Below are 15082 nucleotides of genomic sequence, written 5' to 3'. Positions count from 1 at the left end.
CGCCGCCGTCGTCGCGTTGCAGCGGTCCTCGGCGCCGCTCAGCTCTGCGGCAGCTGCCCGGCGCAGGTTGCCGGCTGCCCGGCGTTCAGCGCCTTGAGTTCGCTGCCGATCGCATCGGCCAGCGTGCTGACGGCTTGCTGGTGGCCCTTGGCCAGCGCCAGATAACCGCTCGCTGCCAGCGTCTGGACGAACTCGCCACGGCAGCGCAGCGGCGTCGCCGCTTCGGCGTCGGAACTCACGGTCCAGGTCGCCTCGAGCCGTGCTTCGCGTCCGGGTGCCGAGTCGAAGCGCTGCACGTCGATCCGGATGCGCCAACGCTTGCCCGCCTCGGCCGAGACCGCCGGCGCGCCGAGCGCCTGCGTGAGCCGGTCCGCGACGGCCCCGCGGATCTCTTCGCCCAGCGGGCCGATCCAGCGTTCCTGCTCGAGCACGGCCAGCCCGCCGTCGACGGTTCGCACCACCCACTGCGGCTGGTCGACGCCGGCCGGCACGGCGACGGGCAGCACTTCCCACGCGAGCAAGCCGGCGGGCACCGGTGGCCGCGCGGCCGACGCGGGTGCCGGCATCAAGGTGTGATAGCGCGGCGGCTGCGCCGAACCGCATCCCGCGAGCAGCGCGAGCACGGCGACGCCGATCGCGGCGCCGCGGCGTCGTCCAGCAGGGACACGCAGAGGTCTTGTCATCGTCCGCCCTCGGAGGGTTTGCTCGGATCCGCGTCGGTCGGCTTGCCGCGCAGCAGCGATTCGGGGTGCAGTTGCAGGTAGTCGCTCAGCACGCGCAAGGCCTGCGCCGCGCGCTGCATCTCGACCAGCGCCTGACCGAAGTTTCGCTGCAGGGGTGCATCGCCGTGCGTGACGTTGCGGTCCAGGTTGGCCAGCGTCGCCTGTGTCGAGATCAGCGTCTTCTGCACCTCGGCGAGCGCGTGTTGCGCCTCGGGCGTCAGCTGGCGAATCGCAACGGTCGCACTCGCCAGTGTTTCCTGCAGGCCGTTGCCCGCTGCAGTGGCGTTGCGCAGCGTTTGCTGCAGGTCGCCGCCGATCTCGTCGAACTTCACCTTGCTGAGGCGTGCGACGATGTCGGCGACCTGCGGCTGCAGGTCGCTCAGCGTGCCGCGCACGGTCGGGATCGTCGGCGGTTCGGCGTGCGCATCGAGCGTGGCCTGGGGCGCCTTGGGGATGAAATCCAGCGCCACGTAGAGCTGGCCGGTCAGCAGGTTGCCGTTGCGCACCTGCGCCCGCAGACCGTGGTCGACCGCGCGCTTCATGAACAGCGCATCGGCATGGCCGGCGCCGTCGGCAGGCGCGACGAAGTTGCGCCGCACGCTGCCGAGCCGCAGCGGATAGATGTCGGCGATCACCTCGACCGGGAACTGGTCGTTCTTCGGCGCGTCGATCAGCGCGACGCTGCGCACGATGCCGATCTCGACGCCGAGCATGTCCACCGGCGCGCCGGCCACGAGCCCGCGCTGCGCCTGATCGAACACCATGCGCACGCGCAGCGGCGGCCCGTCGGGCGGCGCCAGCGCGGCCTTGCGGTTCGCGAAGAGCTCGAAGCGCTGGCCATCTGCGGCCGCCGGCGCCGAGGCGGCGTCGGCCGGGTTGGCGAACGCCACGCCGCCCACGATGACCGACACGAGCGACTGGGTGTCGAGCGACAAGCCGCTGGCGTTGACGGTCAGGTCGACTCCGCTGGCATTCCAGAACCGGCTCTGCGGCGTCACGAGCCGATCGTTCGGTGCCGCGATCACGACCTGCACTGCGAGCGTGTCGCGCTCCGGGTCCAGCGTGTAGCCGACCACCCGGCCGACCTGCGTGCGCCGGTAGTAGACCGGCGAGCCCACGTCGAGCGAGCCGAGATCTTGCGCCGCCAGCACGAAGCTGCGCCCGGGTTCGCCGCGCAGTTGCGCCGGCGGCGCCTCCAGCCCGGTGAAGAGGTGCCGGTCTTCCTTGGAGACGCCGGCGTCGACGCCGATGTAGGCGCCGGAGAACAGCGTTCCGAGTCCGCTGACACCGGCCACCCCGACGCGCGGGCGCACGGCCCAGAAGCGCGTGTCATCGACCGCGAGGCCCTCGGCGCTCTTGTCGAGCTTCACCGTGACCAGCACCTGCTCGCGGTTCGGGCTCAGCGCGACCCGGGTCACCTTGCCGACCACCACTTCCTTGAAGCGCACTTCGGTGCGCGCGGCTTCCATGCCCTCGGCGGTGCGAAAGCCGATCGTGATGGTGGGGCCGGTCTGCAGTACCGTGCGCACGATCAGCACCGCGCCGACCACGAGCGCGGCGATCGGCACGAGCCACGCCAGCGACAGCCTCACTCGCCTGCGCGGCGCCACGGTCGGCTCGGGATAGTCCGGCGGGGGGTGTTGTGGTTCAGTCATCGGTGGTGGGCCAGATCAGGCGGGGATCGAAGCTGGCCGAGGCCAGCATGGTCAGCACGACGACGCCTCCGAAGGCCAGCAGGCCCGGGCCCGGCTCGACATTGGCGAAGGCTCCGAAGCGCACCATGCCCACCAGCAGCACGACGACGAACACGTCGAGCATGGACCAGTGGCCGACGGTCTCGAGCAAGCGGTACAGCCGCGCCCGCTCCGCTTGCCGCCAGCGCGATTGGCGCCGCGCGGTGACGGCCAGCAGCGTGAGCGCGGCGATCTTCAGGATCGGCACCGCGATGCTGGCGATGAACACGATCAATGCCAGGTCCCACGAGCCGGTGTGCCACAGCTCGATGATGCCGCCGAGGATGGTGTGGCTCTCGCGACCCGCGATGGTGCTGGCCGTGGCCATGATCGGCAGCGTGTTCGCCGGCAGGTAGAGCACCGCGGCGGCCAGCAGGTAGGCCGCCGTGCGCTGCAGCGACTGCGGCTTGCGTGCGTGCAGCGCGAACCCGCAACGCGGGCAGCCGGCCGCGCCGCCGGCGGCGACGACCTCGCTGACCAACCCGCAGCACTCGCAGCCCAGCAGGCCGCGCGAAGCCGCGGTCGGCACGCCGGCGGTGGAAGAGGCCGTGCTCATGTCGGCAGATCCGAAGCCTGCTGCCAGATGCCATGCAGCCCGGCCGCCTGATTCGCGGCCAGCAGCAGGGTCAGCATCCCGAACGAAAAGACGCCGACACCCGGAACGACGCTGGCCAGGCCGGCGATCTTCACGATCGCCACCAACGTGCCGAACAGGAACACCTCGACCATGCTCCAGCGCGTCACCCAGCGCAATGCGCGCATCGCCGGCACGAACCCGCGCACGCGCTTGCCGGCGGCCAGCGGCGCCAGGACATAGAGGCGCAGCAGGATCACCGCGAGCGGGAACGCAAAGGCCGTGGCGCCGGCCAGCAGTGCGACGATTTCCTGGCCCGAGAGCCAGGTGAACCAGATGGACTCCCACAGCGTCACTTCTGAACGCACGCCACGAAGGTCGAGCGAAACGATGTCGGACACATTCGCCAGCACGAACACCACCAGCGCGCCGGACGCCAGCGCGAGTTGCCCGTCGACCGCCAGCAGAGGGCCGCGCCCGAGCACCGTGCCGCAGCGTGCGCAACGCGCAACCTCGCCGGGCGACAGCGCAGGTCGTCTGTAGAGCGCGTCACATTCTTCGCACGCCACCAGTTCCGGATGCGCCTGCACGGCGGGCCGGCGATCGACCAGGCCCAACCCGGCCAGCACACGCCGCGCGGCTGCCTGCACGACTAGACAGCCGCCCTTGAGGCGTCGACAGATGACATGCGCATGGGCCGGTGGCCTCCAGATGGTTTGTTGCCGGGCCCGTGCTCGATGATGGCCGCGCCGGGAGCGCCGATCTTGCACGACAGAAACGCTTGCGCGGCTCCGGCTTCTTGCGAAATTTTACTGATCCGCCCGATGGAAGGTGCGCATTCGATCCAGCGACACGGCCGGGCGCACGCGTTCGGAGCCGGAACGAGGCACGCACGCGCGGCACCGGAACGCATCTCGACGCTCGTCGGTACAAACGATCACTTAATCGCAATGTAATTACAGTATGCTATAGCCGATTACTGGCAACTGATTTGCGTGAGGGGTCCGCATGACGCTGGTCGATGAACTGACATCCCTGCTCGGCGCCGGTGCGGTGCTGACCTCGCCGCAGGACACGGCGGCCTTCGTCGAAGACTGGCGTGGCCGCTATCGGGGCGAGGCGCTGTGCGTGGTGTTGCCCGCCACGGCCGAGCAGGTGGCCGGCGTGGTGCGCGCCTGCGTGGTGCACCGCGCGCCGGTGCTGCCCCAAGGCGGCAACACGAGCCTGTGCGGCGGCGCCGTCCCCGGGGATTCGGGCCCGTTGCCGGTGATCGTGAACCTGGCGCGCATGCGCAAGGTGCGCAACGTGGACGCGGCCAACAACTCGATCGAGGTCGAAGCCGGTTGCGTGCTGGCCAGCGTGCAGCAGGCAGCGAGCGACGCTGGCCGCCTGTATCCCGTCAGCCTCGGCGCCGAAGGCTCGTGCCAGATCGGCGGCACGATCGCCACCAACGCCGGCGGCACGAGCGTGCTGCGCTACGGCAACACGCGCGACAACGTGCTGGGTCTCGAAGCCGTGCTGCCCGACGGATCGGTGTGGAACGGTCTGTACACGCTGCGCAAGAACAACACCGGGCTGGACCTGAAGCACCTGTTCATCGGCTCCGAAGGCACGATGGGCATCGTGACCGCGGCGACGCTCAAGCTGCATCCGTTGCCGACCGCGCATGCGGTGGGATGGCTCGCGCCGCCGAACCCGGCCGCGGCGCTGCAGATCCTGAGTCTGCTGCAGAGCGCCTGCGGCTCCGCGCTGTCGGCGTTCGAGATGCTCGACGCGAACCAGCTGCGCATCGTCATCGAACAGATGCCGAACCGGCGCAATCCGCTGTCGGAGCTGCACCCGTGGCATGTGCTCGTGGAGTTGTCGGACACCGGCAACGAAGAGGCCCTGGCGCAGCGGCTGCAGCAGGTGCTGCTGCAGGCTTCGGAGCAAGGCCTGCTGCTCGACGCCGCGCTCGCCACCAGCGGCGCGCAGCGCGCCGCGTTCTGGGAGATTCGCCACAGCGTGTCCGAGGGCAACAAGAAGGCCGGCGTCGGGCTGACGACCGACAGCGCCGTGCCGGTGTCGGCGGTACCGGAGTTCATCGCGCGCGCCAGCGTCGCGGTGCACGAGATCGTGCCCGGCCTGCCGATCGCGATCGTCGCGCATCTGGGCGATGGCAACGTGCACTTCATCCCGTTCTTCAGCTTCGAGGCATGGCGAGCCGTGCCCGATCAGGACGCGATGGCGCGGCGCATCCGGCATGCCGTCAACGAGGTCGCGCATGCCCTGCACGGCAGCTTCAGCGCCGAGCACGGCGTGGGCCGGACGCTCGTCGCGGAGATGGCGCACTACAAGTCGCCGGTCGAGCTCGCGATGATGCGTCTGCTCAAGCGCAGCTTCGACCCGCACAACCTGTTCAATCCCGGGCGACTGCTGCCCGGCGTGCCGGCCCCGGCCGACACGGCTTCACCGTCCTGACCGGCGCGCCGGTTCGCCCTTCCACGCTTCGCTCATTGCAGGAGTCCTCATGAAGCAACAAGCCATCCGCCATCCGTCTCGCCGCACCGCTCTGAAGGCCGCCGCCGCCGGCGCGGCTGCGCTCGCGGCGCCCGTCATCTGGACGCCGGCACGCGCCGCCTCCAAGCGCATCGTGATCCGCGACGACGGCGGCATCTACAGCCAGGCCTACGCCGCCGCGTTCTACAAGCCCTTCACCGAGAAGACCGGCATCCAGGTCGTGCCGGTGCAGGCGAACGCCGAGCCGATCGCCCAGATCAAGAGCATGGTCGACACCGGCAACTACACCTGGGACATGGCCAAGATCAGCCAGCCCGCGATCCTGATCCTCACCGGCGGCGGCAAACTCTATCTGGAGAAGCACGGCCTCGAAAGCGACCCGAACGTCGCGACGATTCCGGCGCAATACATGTCGCCGTACGGCGTCGGCACGAACGTCTACACGACGGTGCTCGCGTACCGCAACGAAGCGTTCAAGGGCCGCAAGGCGCCGAACTCCTGGGCCGACTTCTGGAACGTCAAGGACTTTCCCGGTCGGCGCTCGCTGCGCAAGCACCCGTTCGACACGATCGAGGAGGCCTTGATGGCCGACGGCGTCGCGCCGGGCCAGGTCTATCCGGCCCATCTCGATCGCTCGTTCGCGAGTCTCGACAAGATCAAGCCCAAGATCGACGTCTGGTGGAACTCGGGCGCACAGGTCGAGCAGATGCTGATGTCGGGCGAGGTCGACCTGGTCGCGACCTGGGTCTCCCGCCCGCAGCAGGCGATCGGCAAGGGCGCCGACGTGTCGATCGTCTGGAACCAGAATCTCTGGGGCGTCGACAACTGGTCGATCCTCGCCGGCACGCCGAATGCCGACGCCTGCCGGGAGTTCATCCGCTTTGCGTCGGACCCGAAGCGCCAGGCCGTGCAGGCGGAATTCTTCCCCGCCGGCTTCACGCAACCGGCGGCGCTGAACTACGTCAAACCAGCGGTCGCGAAGCTGAGCCCGACGAACCCGGAGAACATGAAGAGCGGCCTGCAGATCAATGCCCGCTACTGGCTCGACAACCAGGCCGCGGTGATCGAGCGCTTCAACGGCTGGGTGCTCGCCTGATGCCCGCGCCGACGCGCGCAGATCGCCGTCGCCGGCGCTGACGAGATGGCCGCCAGTCACCTGAGCATCTCCGGGCTGTGCAAGCACTACGGTGACTTCACCGCACTGGCGCCCACCGACCTGGAGGTCGCCGACGGCGAGTTCCTGACCCTGCTCGGGCCCTCGGGCTCGGGCAAGACCACGCTGCTGAGCCTGATCGCCGGCTTGTCGCAGCCCGATGGCGGAACGCTGCGCATCAATGGCGCCGACGTGACCTTCAGCCCGCCGTACGAGCGCGACATCGGCATGGTGTTCCAGAACTACGCGCTGTTCCCGCACATGACGGTCGAAGAGAACATCGCGTTCCCGTTGACGATGCGCAAGGTCGCACCCGCCGCCGCGCGCGCGAAGGCGAAGGAGGCGCTCGAGATGGTGCGCCTGCCGCAGGTCGCGCAGCGCCTGCCCAAGGAACTCTCGGGGGGTCAGCAGCAACGCATCGCGCTCGCGCGCTGCCTGGTGTATCGCCCGTCGATCATCCTGATGGACGAGCCGCTCGGCGCGCTCGACAAGAAGCTGCGCGAGCACATGCAGCTCGAGATCAAGCGCATCCATCGCGAACTCGGAACGACCTTCGTCTACGTGACCCACGACCAGGAAGAGGCGATGACCCTGTCCGATCGCATCTGCCTGATGAACGGCGGCCGCATCGAGCAGCTGGGCTCGCCGGCCGACCTGTACTTTCGGCCGCGCACCGCGTTCGTCGCCGACTTCCTCGGCGAATCCAACCTCTTCGACGCGACCGTCGTCTCGGCCACGGGGGAAAGCGCGACCGTCGCGCTCGACCAGGCGCGCGTGCAGGCCGCGGCAGTGACGGGCGGCGCGCCGCTTCGGCCCGGCCAGGCCGTGCGCCTGCTGGTGCGCCCGCAGAACCTGAGCGTCGCGCGCGAACGGCCCGCGTCGCCGCACCTCTCGGCCCAGGTGCTCGATCTGACGATCACCGGCAGCCTGACCAAGCTCTTTCTCACGGCGCCCTTCGCCGGCGACGCGCCGATCACGGTCGCGTTCCCGACCTCGCTGGACAGCATCGACTACCGGCGCGGCGAAACCCTGGCGCTCGCCTGGCGGGCCGCCGACGCGGTGGCCATCGACACGGCCCTGTAGCACCATGCCGACCCCTCGCGCCATCGCTCGCCGCGGCCGCCCGCTGTGGCTCGGTGCGCCGTTGTTGCTGCTGCTGCTGGCGCTGCTGGTGTATCCGGTCGCGCAGCTGCTTCTGCTGAGCCTCTACAAGGATGGCGCATTCACGAGCGCGTCCTACCGCCAGCTGTTCGTCTCGTCGGTGTACGTCAACGTGCTCTGGATCACGTTGAAGATCTCGCTGTGGACCACGCTGTTCTCGGTTCTGGCCGGCTACCCGATCGCGTACCTGATCTCGTCGCTGCCGCAGAAGAAGAAGGGCTCGCTGCTGTTCTGGGTGCTGCTGTCGTTCTGGAGCAGCTTCCTGGTGCGGGCCTTTGCGTGGATCGTGATGCTCGGACGCCATGGCGTCGTGAACCAGTTGCTGGTCGCGCTCGGCATCGTCGACACGCCGGTGAACCTGCTCTACACCTTCGGCAGCACGCTGGTCGGGATGGTGCATGCGCTGATGCCGCTGGCGGTGCTGACGATGCTCTCGGTGATGGACAACATCGACCGCAACCTGCCGCGCGCGGCGCTCACGCTGGGTGCGCGTCCGGGCAGCGCGTTCTGGCGCGTGTATTTCCCGCTCTCGCTGCCCGGCGTCGCGGCCGCCGCGATCATGGTGTTCGTCACCGCGATCGGCTTCTTCATCTTTCCGGCGCTGCTCGGCGGGCGGCGCGAAACGATGATCACGCAGATCATCATCGACCAGGTGCAGCAGACGCTGAACTGGGGCTTCGCCGGCGCGATCTCGGTGCTGCTGCTGGTGGTCGTGCTGGCGGTGTTCGCGCTCTACGACCGGCTGCTCGGGCTGTCGACGATGACCGGCGCGGCCTCCGATCGCGCGCGGCCGGCGGCCCATTCCGGCCGCATCAAGGCGCTCGGCGAGGCGGTCCTGGCGACTCTGGCCAATGCGTCCGACCGCCTGGCCGCATGGCTGCCGCGCCGGCGCCGGCGCGGCGGTCAGCGCGAGGCCGGCCAGTCGCCCGCGATGCACGCCGTCGTGCTGCTGCTGCTGGCCTTCCTCAGCGTGCCGACGCTGCTGATGATCCCGCTGTCGTTCGCCGGCAGTTCGGGCCTCAACTGGCCGCCGCGCGGCGTCTCGCTGCAGTGGTACCAGCAGATGTTCGACTCGCCGCTGTGGATGCAGGCGCTGACGCGCTCGCTGGTCGTCGGGCTCGGCGCATCGACGCTCGCGATGCTGATCGGAACCCCGGCGGCCTTCCTGCTGGCGCGCACGCAGATGCGCGGCAAGTCGCTGATGCTCGGGTTCGTGCTGTCGCCGATCATCGTGCCGCGCATGATCATCGCGGTCGGGCTGTTCTACCTGTTCGCGCGCGTGAATCTCGTCGGCACCTCGCTCGGCCTGATCCTCGGCCACACGCTGATCACCGTGCCGTATGTGGTGATGACGATGATGGCCGTGCTGCGCAACTACGACACGCGCCTCGACCTCGCCGCGCAGAGCCTCGGCGCACGCCCGTGGCAGACCTTGCGCTACGTGACCCTGCCGATCCTGAAGGCGGGCCTGATGTCGTCGTTCCTGTTCGCGTTCGCGACCTCGTTCGACGAGTTGACGATCGCGCTGTTCGCCTCGGGCGGCCTGAACGCCACCTTGCCCAAGCAGTTCTGGGACGAGGTCGTGCTGCAGATCTCGCCCGTCATCGCCGCCGTTTCGACCTGCCTGTTCGTGTTCATCGCCGCGCTCATCTGGACCGCCGACCGCCTGCGTCGAAGCGTCGCGCCGGGCTGACGATGCGCCCCGTTCCCACCACCTCTTTCCGAAGGACTTCTCCCATGGACGCAACCCGTCTGCGCGGCATCCTGCCCGCGATCCCGACGCCCGTGACTGCCGACGATTGCATCGACGTGGCCGCCACGCAGACCCTGCTCTCCTATCTGCTCGCGCGCGGCGTGAACGGCATCGTGCCGCTCGGCGGCACCGGTGAGTACGGCGCGCTGCCGCGCGCCGAACGGGTGAAGATGGCGGGCGTGTGCGTCGAGGCCGTCGCCGGCCGCGTGCCGGTCATTCCGGGCGTGCTCGACCCGGGCTTTCACGATGCGCTGCAGGCGGGCCAGGCCTTCGCCGATGTCGGCGTCGATGCGCTGATGGTCGTCACGCCGTACTACACCAACCCGACCCAGGCGGGCGTGCGCGACTACTTCCTGCGCTACGCCGACGCGTCGCCGCTGCCGATCCTGATCTACGAGATCCCGTACCGCACGCGCGTCGCGATTGCGCCCGAGCTGCTGCACGAACTGTCGCGCCACGAGCGCATCATCGGCATGAAGGCCTGCAACACCGACATGTACCACTTCCTGCGCACGGTCGCGGGCGTGGACCCGTCGTTCGCGGTGCTGAGCGGCGAGGACACGCTGTTCCCGCTGCACCTGGCCGCGGGGGCGCGCGGCGGCATCGTCGTCACGGCGAGCCTGCTGCCGCGGGCGTGGCAGCGCATCTACGAACTCGCGGCCGGCGGCCACACGACCCAGGCGCTGCTGGCCCATCGCCGGCTGATGCCGCTGATGGACATGGCCTTCGCCGAGACCAATCCCGGTCCGATGAAGTCGGTGATGGACCTGATCGGCGTCGACGCCCCGGCGATGCTCGCCCCGCTCGTGGCACCGGCGGCCGAGCTGCAGGCGCGGCTGCGCGCGGAGGTCGAGATTCAGCTCGCCGCGTCCGAAGCCCTGGGCTGACCGGCATCGTGCTGCCCGCCGTCAAGGACTACCGCGAGCTGGCCCGACGCAGGCTGTCCCGCTTCGCCTTCGACTACCTCGAAGGCGGCGCCGAAGACGGCCAGGCGCTGGCGCGCAACCGCCGCGCCTTCGATCAGCTGCTGTTCCAGCCGCGCATCCTGCGCGATGTCACGCGCGTCGACAGCCGGGTCACGCTGTTCGGGCGCCAGCAGAACCTGCCGGCGGTCGTCGGTCCGACGGGCCTGAACGGCCTGTACTGGCCGCGCGCCGAAGAGGTGCTGGCGCGCGCGGCCCACGCGGCGGGCCTGCCGTTCGCGATGTCGACCGCGTCGACCTCGCTGTTCGAGGACGTGCGCGCGGCCAGTCCGGGCGATCTCTGGTTGCAGCTCTACGTCCAGCAGGACCGGCGCATCGCCCAGGAGACGATGCGCCGGGCCCAGGCCCTGGACTTCAGCACCTTGATGCTGACGGTGGACACCACGGTCCACGGCAAGCGCGATCACGACCTGCGCAATCGCTTCAAGATGCCGTTGCGCGTCACGCCGAGGCTGCTGCTGGACCTGGCCGCCCACCCGCGCTGGTGCGCGCGCATGCTGCGCCAGGGCGGCTCGCCGCAACTCGTCAACCTGGCCCGGAGCGCCGGCACGCGCGCCGACATCAACGTGCAGGCCGCCACGATCAGCCGCCAGATGGACATGGGCCTGGACTGGAACGCGATCGCGTGGCTGCGGTCGCACTGGCGCGGCCCGGTCGTCATCAAGGGCCTGCTGTCGGTCGAGGATGCGCGGCTGGCGCGCGCACACGGCGCGGATGGCATCGTGCTGTCCAACCATGGCGGGCGCCAGCTGGGCAGCGCGCCGAGCCCGCTCGAGCTGCTGCCCGAGGTCGTCGACGCGGTCGGCGCGGACCTGCACGTCCTGGTCGACAGCGGCGTGCGGCGCGGCAGCGACATCGCCAAGGCACGCGCGCTGGGCGCGAAGGCCGTGCTGCTCGGGCGGGCGCCGCTGTACGGGCTGGCGGCGGCCGGCGGCCAGGGCGTGACCGAGGTGCTGACGCTGCTTCGCGAGGAGTTCGAGATCGCGCTGCGCCTGCTCGGCACGCCGGCGGCCGAGCAGCTCGGCGCGGCCGCGCTGTCGGACGATCACCGCCAGCGCCTGGCGCGGCTTTGAAGCGCCCCGGGGCGCGAACGCGTCAGCCCGGGTAGTCGGCGAACTTCGCCTTGGAGATCGAGGTCGCCGCCACCTGCACGTGCGGGACGAGTTCCTTCTCGGCCCGCTCGACCGTCCAGCGCGTCGTCGGCACCGAGATGTTGATCGCCGCGACCGCCATGCCGCGCTGGTCGATGATCGGCGCCGCCACCGAGATGTCGCCCAGCACGGTTTCGTTCGCGACGATCGCGTAGCCCCGGTCGGCCACGGCCTGAACCCGCGCCAGCAAGCGTTCCGGGTTGATTTCGGTCAGCGGCGTGATCGGCACGAGCCGCGTCGCGTTCAGGATCTCGACACGTTGCGCCAGCGAAAGGCGCGACAGGATCGCGTTGCCCGAGGCCGTGAAGAACGCGGGCAGCCGCGCGCCCACGGTGAAGTCGACATTCACCAGATGACGGCCGTGAAACCGGGCCACGAACACGATGTTCGAACCCTCGAGCTCCTGCAGGTTGGTGGTCTCGCCCAGCGTGCGGCTGATGTCCAGCAGGTACGGCGAGGCCTTGTCGATCAGCTCGTTGGCGCGCAGGTAGTTGTACGAAAGCTGCAACACCTTGGCCGTGAGCGCGTAGTTGCGGCTGTCCGGGATGCGGCGCAGGTAGCCCAGGGCCTCGAGCGTGTGCACGAGCCGCTGCGTCGCGCTGCGGTCGAGTTGCGCGGCGCGCGCGATGTCGGCCAGCGTCATGTGGCGGTCGGGGCCGTTGAACGCGGCCAGGACCTGGAAGGCCTTTTCGGTCGAGGCCACGAACAGGGAAGAGCGCGACGTCGTCTCGAGCGGGGGTTCGCTGCGAGGATGCTTGGCGGGCATCATGCTCACACGTCGATGTTTGCCGCTCGCAGCGCGTTGCTCTCGATGAAGTTGCGGCGCGGTTCGACCTCGTCGCCCATCAGCATCGTGAAGACGCGGTCGGCCTCGATCGCGTCGTCGATCTGCACGCGCAGCAGGCGGCGCACGGTCGGGTCCATCGTTGTTTCCCAGAGCTGCGCCGGGTTCATTTCGCCCAGGCCCTTGTAGCGCTGGCGTGCGACCGCGTTCTCGGCCTGGCCGATGAGCCAGGCCATCGCTTCGCGGAAGTCGCCGACGCGCATTTCCTTCTGCTTGTCGCCGTCGCCGCGCTTGACCACCGCGTCTTCGCCGACGAGGCCGCGGAAGGTCTTGCCGGCGGTGCTCAGGGCCTCGTAGTCGGCGCCGTGGACGAAGTCGGCGGTGATCACGCTGCTCTTGACGTTGCCGTGGTGCATGCGGCTGATGCGCAGGATGTGCTTGTCGGTGCGCGCGTCGAACTCGGCCGTGACCTCGGCGTCGTGCAGCGCGGCCTTCAATGCCGCGGCCGACGCTTCGGCCGCTTCGAGCGTGTCGACATCGAGCGCGAGGCCGTTGGCCATCGCGCGCAGCGCCTCGATGTCCATCCAGTTCGACAGCCGCTCGACGACGTTCTTCGCCAGCACGTACTGGCGCGCCAGCGCCTCGAGGGCTTCGCCCTGCAGCACCCCCGCGCCGCCGCTTTCCAACGAGCGCGCGGTATCGAGCTTCGCGTCCTTCAGCGCGACCTTGAGCAGGTAGGCGTCGAGCTCGTGGCCGTCCTTCAGGTACTGCTCTTCCTTGCCCAGCTTGACCTTGTACAGAGGTGGCTGTGCGATGTAGATGTGGCCGCGCTCGACCAGCTCGGGCATCTGGCGGAACAGGAAGGTCAGCAGCAGCGTGCGGATGTGCGCGCCGTCGACGTCCGCGTCGGTCATGATGATGATGCGGTGGTAGCGCAGCTTGTCGGGGTTGAAGTCGTCGCCGCCCATGCCCTTGCCGATGCCGGTGCCCAACGCGGTGATCAGCGTCAGGATTTCATTGCTGGTCAGGAGCTTCTCGTAGCGCGCCTTCTCGACGTTGAGGATCTTGCCGCGCAGCGGCAGGATCGCCTGGAACTTGCGATCGCGGCCCTGCTTGGCCGAGCCGCCCGCCGAGTCGCCCTCGACGATGTAGATCTCGCACAGCGCCGGGTCCTTCTCCTGGCAGTCGGCCAGCTTGCCCGGCAGGCCCATGCCATCGAGCACACCCTTGCGGCGCGTCATCTCGCGCGCCTTGCGAGCGGCCTCGCGGGCGCGCGCGGCATCGACGATCTTGCTGCAGATGATCTTCGCGTCGTTCGGGTTTTCTTGCAGGTAGTCGGCAAGCGCGCGGCTCACCACGTCTTCGACCGGCGCGCGCACCTCGCTGCTGACGAGCTTGTCCTTCGTCTGGCTGCTGAACTTCGGCTCGGGCACCTTGACCGACAGCACGCAGCACAGGCCCTCGCGCATGTCGTCGCCGGTGACCTCGACCTTGGCCTTCTTCGCGAGCTCGTTGTCTTCGATGTACTTGTTGATCACGCGCGTCATCGCCGCGCGCAGGCCGGTCAGGTGCGTGCCGCCGTCGCGCTGCGGGATGTTGTTCGTGAAGCAGAGAACGTTCTCGCTGTAGCCGTCGTTCCACTGCATCGCGACGTCGGTCGTGATCGTCGTGCCCTGTTCGCTGAGCTTCTCGCCGGTCGCGCCGAACACGGTCGGGTGCAGCACCTTCTTGCCGGTGTTGATGAACTCGACGAAGCCCTTGACGCCGCCGGCGAACGCGAAGGTGTCTTCCTTGTTGTTGCGCTCGTCCTTCAGGCGGATCTTCACGCCGTTGTTCAGGAAGCTCAGCTCGCGCAGCTTCTTCGCGATGATGTCGTAGTGAAAATCGATGTTCGAGAAGATCTCGAGGTCGGGCAGGAAGTGCACCTCGGTGCCGCGCAGTTCGGTCTCGGCGATGATCTTCATCGGCGACACGTCGACACCGTTGCGGCGCTCGATCAGGCGGTCCTGCGGGATGCCCTGCTTGAACTCCATGAAGTGCGCTTCGCCGTCGCGGCGTACCGTCAGGCGCAGCCACTTCGACAGGCCGTTGACGCAGCTGACGCCGACGCCGTGCAGCCCGCCCGAGACCTTGTAGCTGTTCTGGTTGAACTTGCCGCCGGCGTGCAGCTCGGTCAGCGCGATCTCGGCAGCCGAGCGCTTGGGCTCGTGCTTGTCGTCCATCTTCACGCCGGTCGGGATGCCGCGGCCGTTGTCGGTCACGCTGATCGAGTTGTCGGAGTGGATCGTCACGACGATGTCGTCGCAGTAGCCGGCGAGCGATTCGTCGATCGAGTTGTCGACGACCTCGAACACGAGGTGGTGCAGCCCGGTGCCGTCGGAGGTGTCGCCGATGTACATGCCGGGGCGCTTGCGCACCGCCTCCAGTCCCTCGAGGATCTGGATGCTGCCTTCGCCATAGGCCGCGCTGTCGGCAGCGTGCACGGAGGCCGTCGCGTCCTTCGCGGCCTTGCGGCTCGCGGCGTCGTCTTCGGGGAGGTTCTGGATGTCGCTCATCGGGGATTTCACAC

General features: G+C 69.0%; 12 protein-coding genes. 6 read left to right on the top strand and 6 right to left on the bottom strand.

Annotation, left to right across the window (positions count from 1 at the left end):
- Nucleotides 1-38 precede the first annotated feature (38 nt).
- Genes AC1DTW_RS24825 through AC1DTW_RS24810 form a run of 4 tightly spaced genes read right to left on the bottom strand, consistent with a single transcriptional unit; the run spans nt 39 to nt 3799 of the window.
- The gene (locus AC1DTW_RS24825; RefSeq protein WP_477984083.1) at nt 39-683 is read right to left on the bottom strand and encodes a PqiC family protein; all 645 of its coding nucleotides are present in this window, start codon (nt 681-683) and stop codon (nt 39-41) included.
- A complete protein-coding gene (locus AC1DTW_RS24820; RefSeq protein WP_477984081.1) occupies nt 680-2377 on the bottom strand; it encodes a PqiB family protein in 1698 nt (565 codons plus the stop codon). Before AC1DTW_RS24820 ends, AC1DTW_RS24825 begins: the two co-directional genes overlap by 4 nt.
- Complete coding sequence (locus AC1DTW_RS24815; protein ID WP_477984079.1) at nt 2370-3011, bottom strand: paraquat-inducible protein A; 642 nt, start codon at nt 3009-3011, stop codon at nt 2370-2372. Before AC1DTW_RS24815 ends, AC1DTW_RS24820 begins: the two co-directional genes overlap by 8 nt.
- Nucleotides 3008-3799, bottom strand: a complete 792-nt coding sequence (locus AC1DTW_RS24810; RefSeq protein WP_477984077.1) for a paraquat-inducible protein A — start codon at nt 3797-3799, stop codon at nt 3008-3010. Before AC1DTW_RS24810 ends, AC1DTW_RS24815 begins: the two co-directional genes overlap by 4 nt.
- Before the next feature lie 238 nt (nt 3800-4037).
- Between AC1DTW_RS24810 and AC1DTW_RS24805 the strand changes: the two genes are divergently transcribed.
- From AC1DTW_RS24805 to AC1DTW_RS24780, 6 genes are read left to right on the top strand one after another with little or no spacing between them, the layout of a single operon-like run.
- Nucleotides 4038-5489 carry an FAD-binding oxidoreductase gene (locus tag AC1DTW_RS24805; RefSeq protein ID WP_477984075.1) on the top strand — a complete coding sequence of 484 codons (1452 nt, stop codon included), beginning with the start codon at nt 4038-4040 and terminating at the stop codon, nt 5487-5489.
- Between the two features lie 49 nt (nt 5490-5538).
- Nucleotides 5539-6624, top strand: a complete 1086-nt coding sequence (locus AC1DTW_RS24800; RefSeq protein ID WP_477984073.1) for an ABC transporter substrate-binding protein — start codon at nt 5539-5541, stop codon at nt 6622-6624.
- A gap of 45 nt (nt 6625-6669) precedes the next feature.
- Complete coding sequence (locus tag AC1DTW_RS24795; protein ID WP_477984071.1) at nt 6670-7764, top strand: ABC transporter ATP-binding protein; 1095 nt, start codon at nt 6670-6672, stop codon at nt 7762-7764.
- A gap of 4 nt (nt 7765-7768) precedes the next feature.
- A complete protein-coding gene (locus tag AC1DTW_RS24790; protein WP_477984070.1) occupies nt 7769-9535 on the top strand; it encodes an ABC transporter permease subunit in 1767 nt (588 codons plus the stop codon).
- Nucleotides 9536-9579: 44 nt separating this feature from the next.
- Nucleotides 9580-10482 carry a 4-hydroxy-tetrahydrodipicolinate synthase gene (dapA, locus tag AC1DTW_RS24785; protein WP_477984069.1) on the top strand — a complete coding sequence of 301 codons (903 nt, stop codon included), beginning with the start codon at nt 9580-9582 and terminating at the stop codon, nt 10480-10482.
- A gap of 8 nt (nt 10483-10490) precedes the next feature.
- The gene (locus tag AC1DTW_RS24780; RefSeq protein WP_477984068.1) at nt 10491-11651 is read left to right on the top strand and encodes an alpha-hydroxy acid oxidase; all 1161 of its coding nucleotides are present in this window, start codon (nt 10491-10493) and stop codon (nt 11649-11651) included.
- Nucleotides 11652-11673: 22 nt separating this feature from the next.
- Here AC1DTW_RS24780 and AC1DTW_RS24775 read toward each other — a convergent pair whose 3' ends face one another.
- A complete protein-coding gene (locus AC1DTW_RS24775) occupies nt 11674-12498 on the bottom strand; it encodes an IclR family transcriptional regulator (RefSeq protein ID WP_477984067.1) in 825 nt (274 codons plus the stop codon).
- Between the two features lie 2 nt (nt 12499-12500).
- Nucleotides 12501-15068: a DNA topoisomerase (ATP-hydrolyzing) subunit B gene (gyrB, locus tag AC1DTW_RS24770; RefSeq protein ID WP_477984066.1), complete on the bottom strand. Its 2568-nt coding sequence runs from the start codon at nt 15066-15068 to the stop codon at nt 12501-12503.
- Between the last annotated feature and the right edge of the window lie 14 nt (nt 15069-15082).

Source organism: Rhizobacter sp. P5_A1, from assembly GCF_056400745.1.
This window is presented reverse-complemented; position numbering and strand designations above follow the sequence as displayed.

Bases quoted from the DNA above. Each gene is read 5' to 3' on its own strand.
- AC1DTW_RS24805 (WP_477984075.1), top strand. From the start codon at position 4,038: ATGACGCTGGTCGATGAACTGACATCCCTGCTCGGCGCCGGTGCGGTG.
- AC1DTW_RS24820 (WP_477984081.1), bottom strand. From the start codon at position 2,377: ATGACTGAACCACAACACCCCCCGCCGGACTATCCCGAGCCGACCGTG.
- AC1DTW_RS24775 (WP_477984067.1), bottom strand. From the start codon at position 12,498: ATGATGCCCGCCAAGCATCCTCGCAGCGAACCCCCGCTCGAGACGACG.
- gyrB (WP_477984066.1), bottom strand. From the start codon at position 15,068: ATGAGCGACATCCAGAACCTCCCCGAAGACGACGCCGCGAGCCGCAAG.
- AC1DTW_RS24790 (WP_477984070.1), top strand. From the start codon at position 7,769: ATGCCGACCCCTCGCGCCATCGCTCGCCGCGGCCGCCCGCTGTGGCTC.
- AC1DTW_RS24800 (WP_477984073.1), top strand. From the start codon at position 5,539: ATGAAGCAACAAGCCATCCGCCATCCGTCTCGCCGCACCGCTCTGAAG.
- AC1DTW_RS24825 (WP_477984083.1), bottom strand. From the start codon at position 683: ATGACAAGACCTCTGCGTGTCCCTGCTGGACGACGCCGCGGCGCCGCG.
- AC1DTW_RS24795 (WP_477984071.1), top strand. From the start codon at position 6,670: ATGGCCGCCAGTCACCTGAGCATCTCCGGGCTGTGCAAGCACTACGGT.
- dapA (WP_477984069.1), top strand. From the start codon at position 9,580: ATGGACGCAACCCGTCTGCGCGGCATCCTGCCCGCGATCCCGACGCCC.
- AC1DTW_RS24815 (WP_477984079.1), bottom strand. From the start codon at position 3,011: ATGAGCACGGCCTCTTCCACCGCCGGCGTGCCGACCGCGGCTTCGCGC.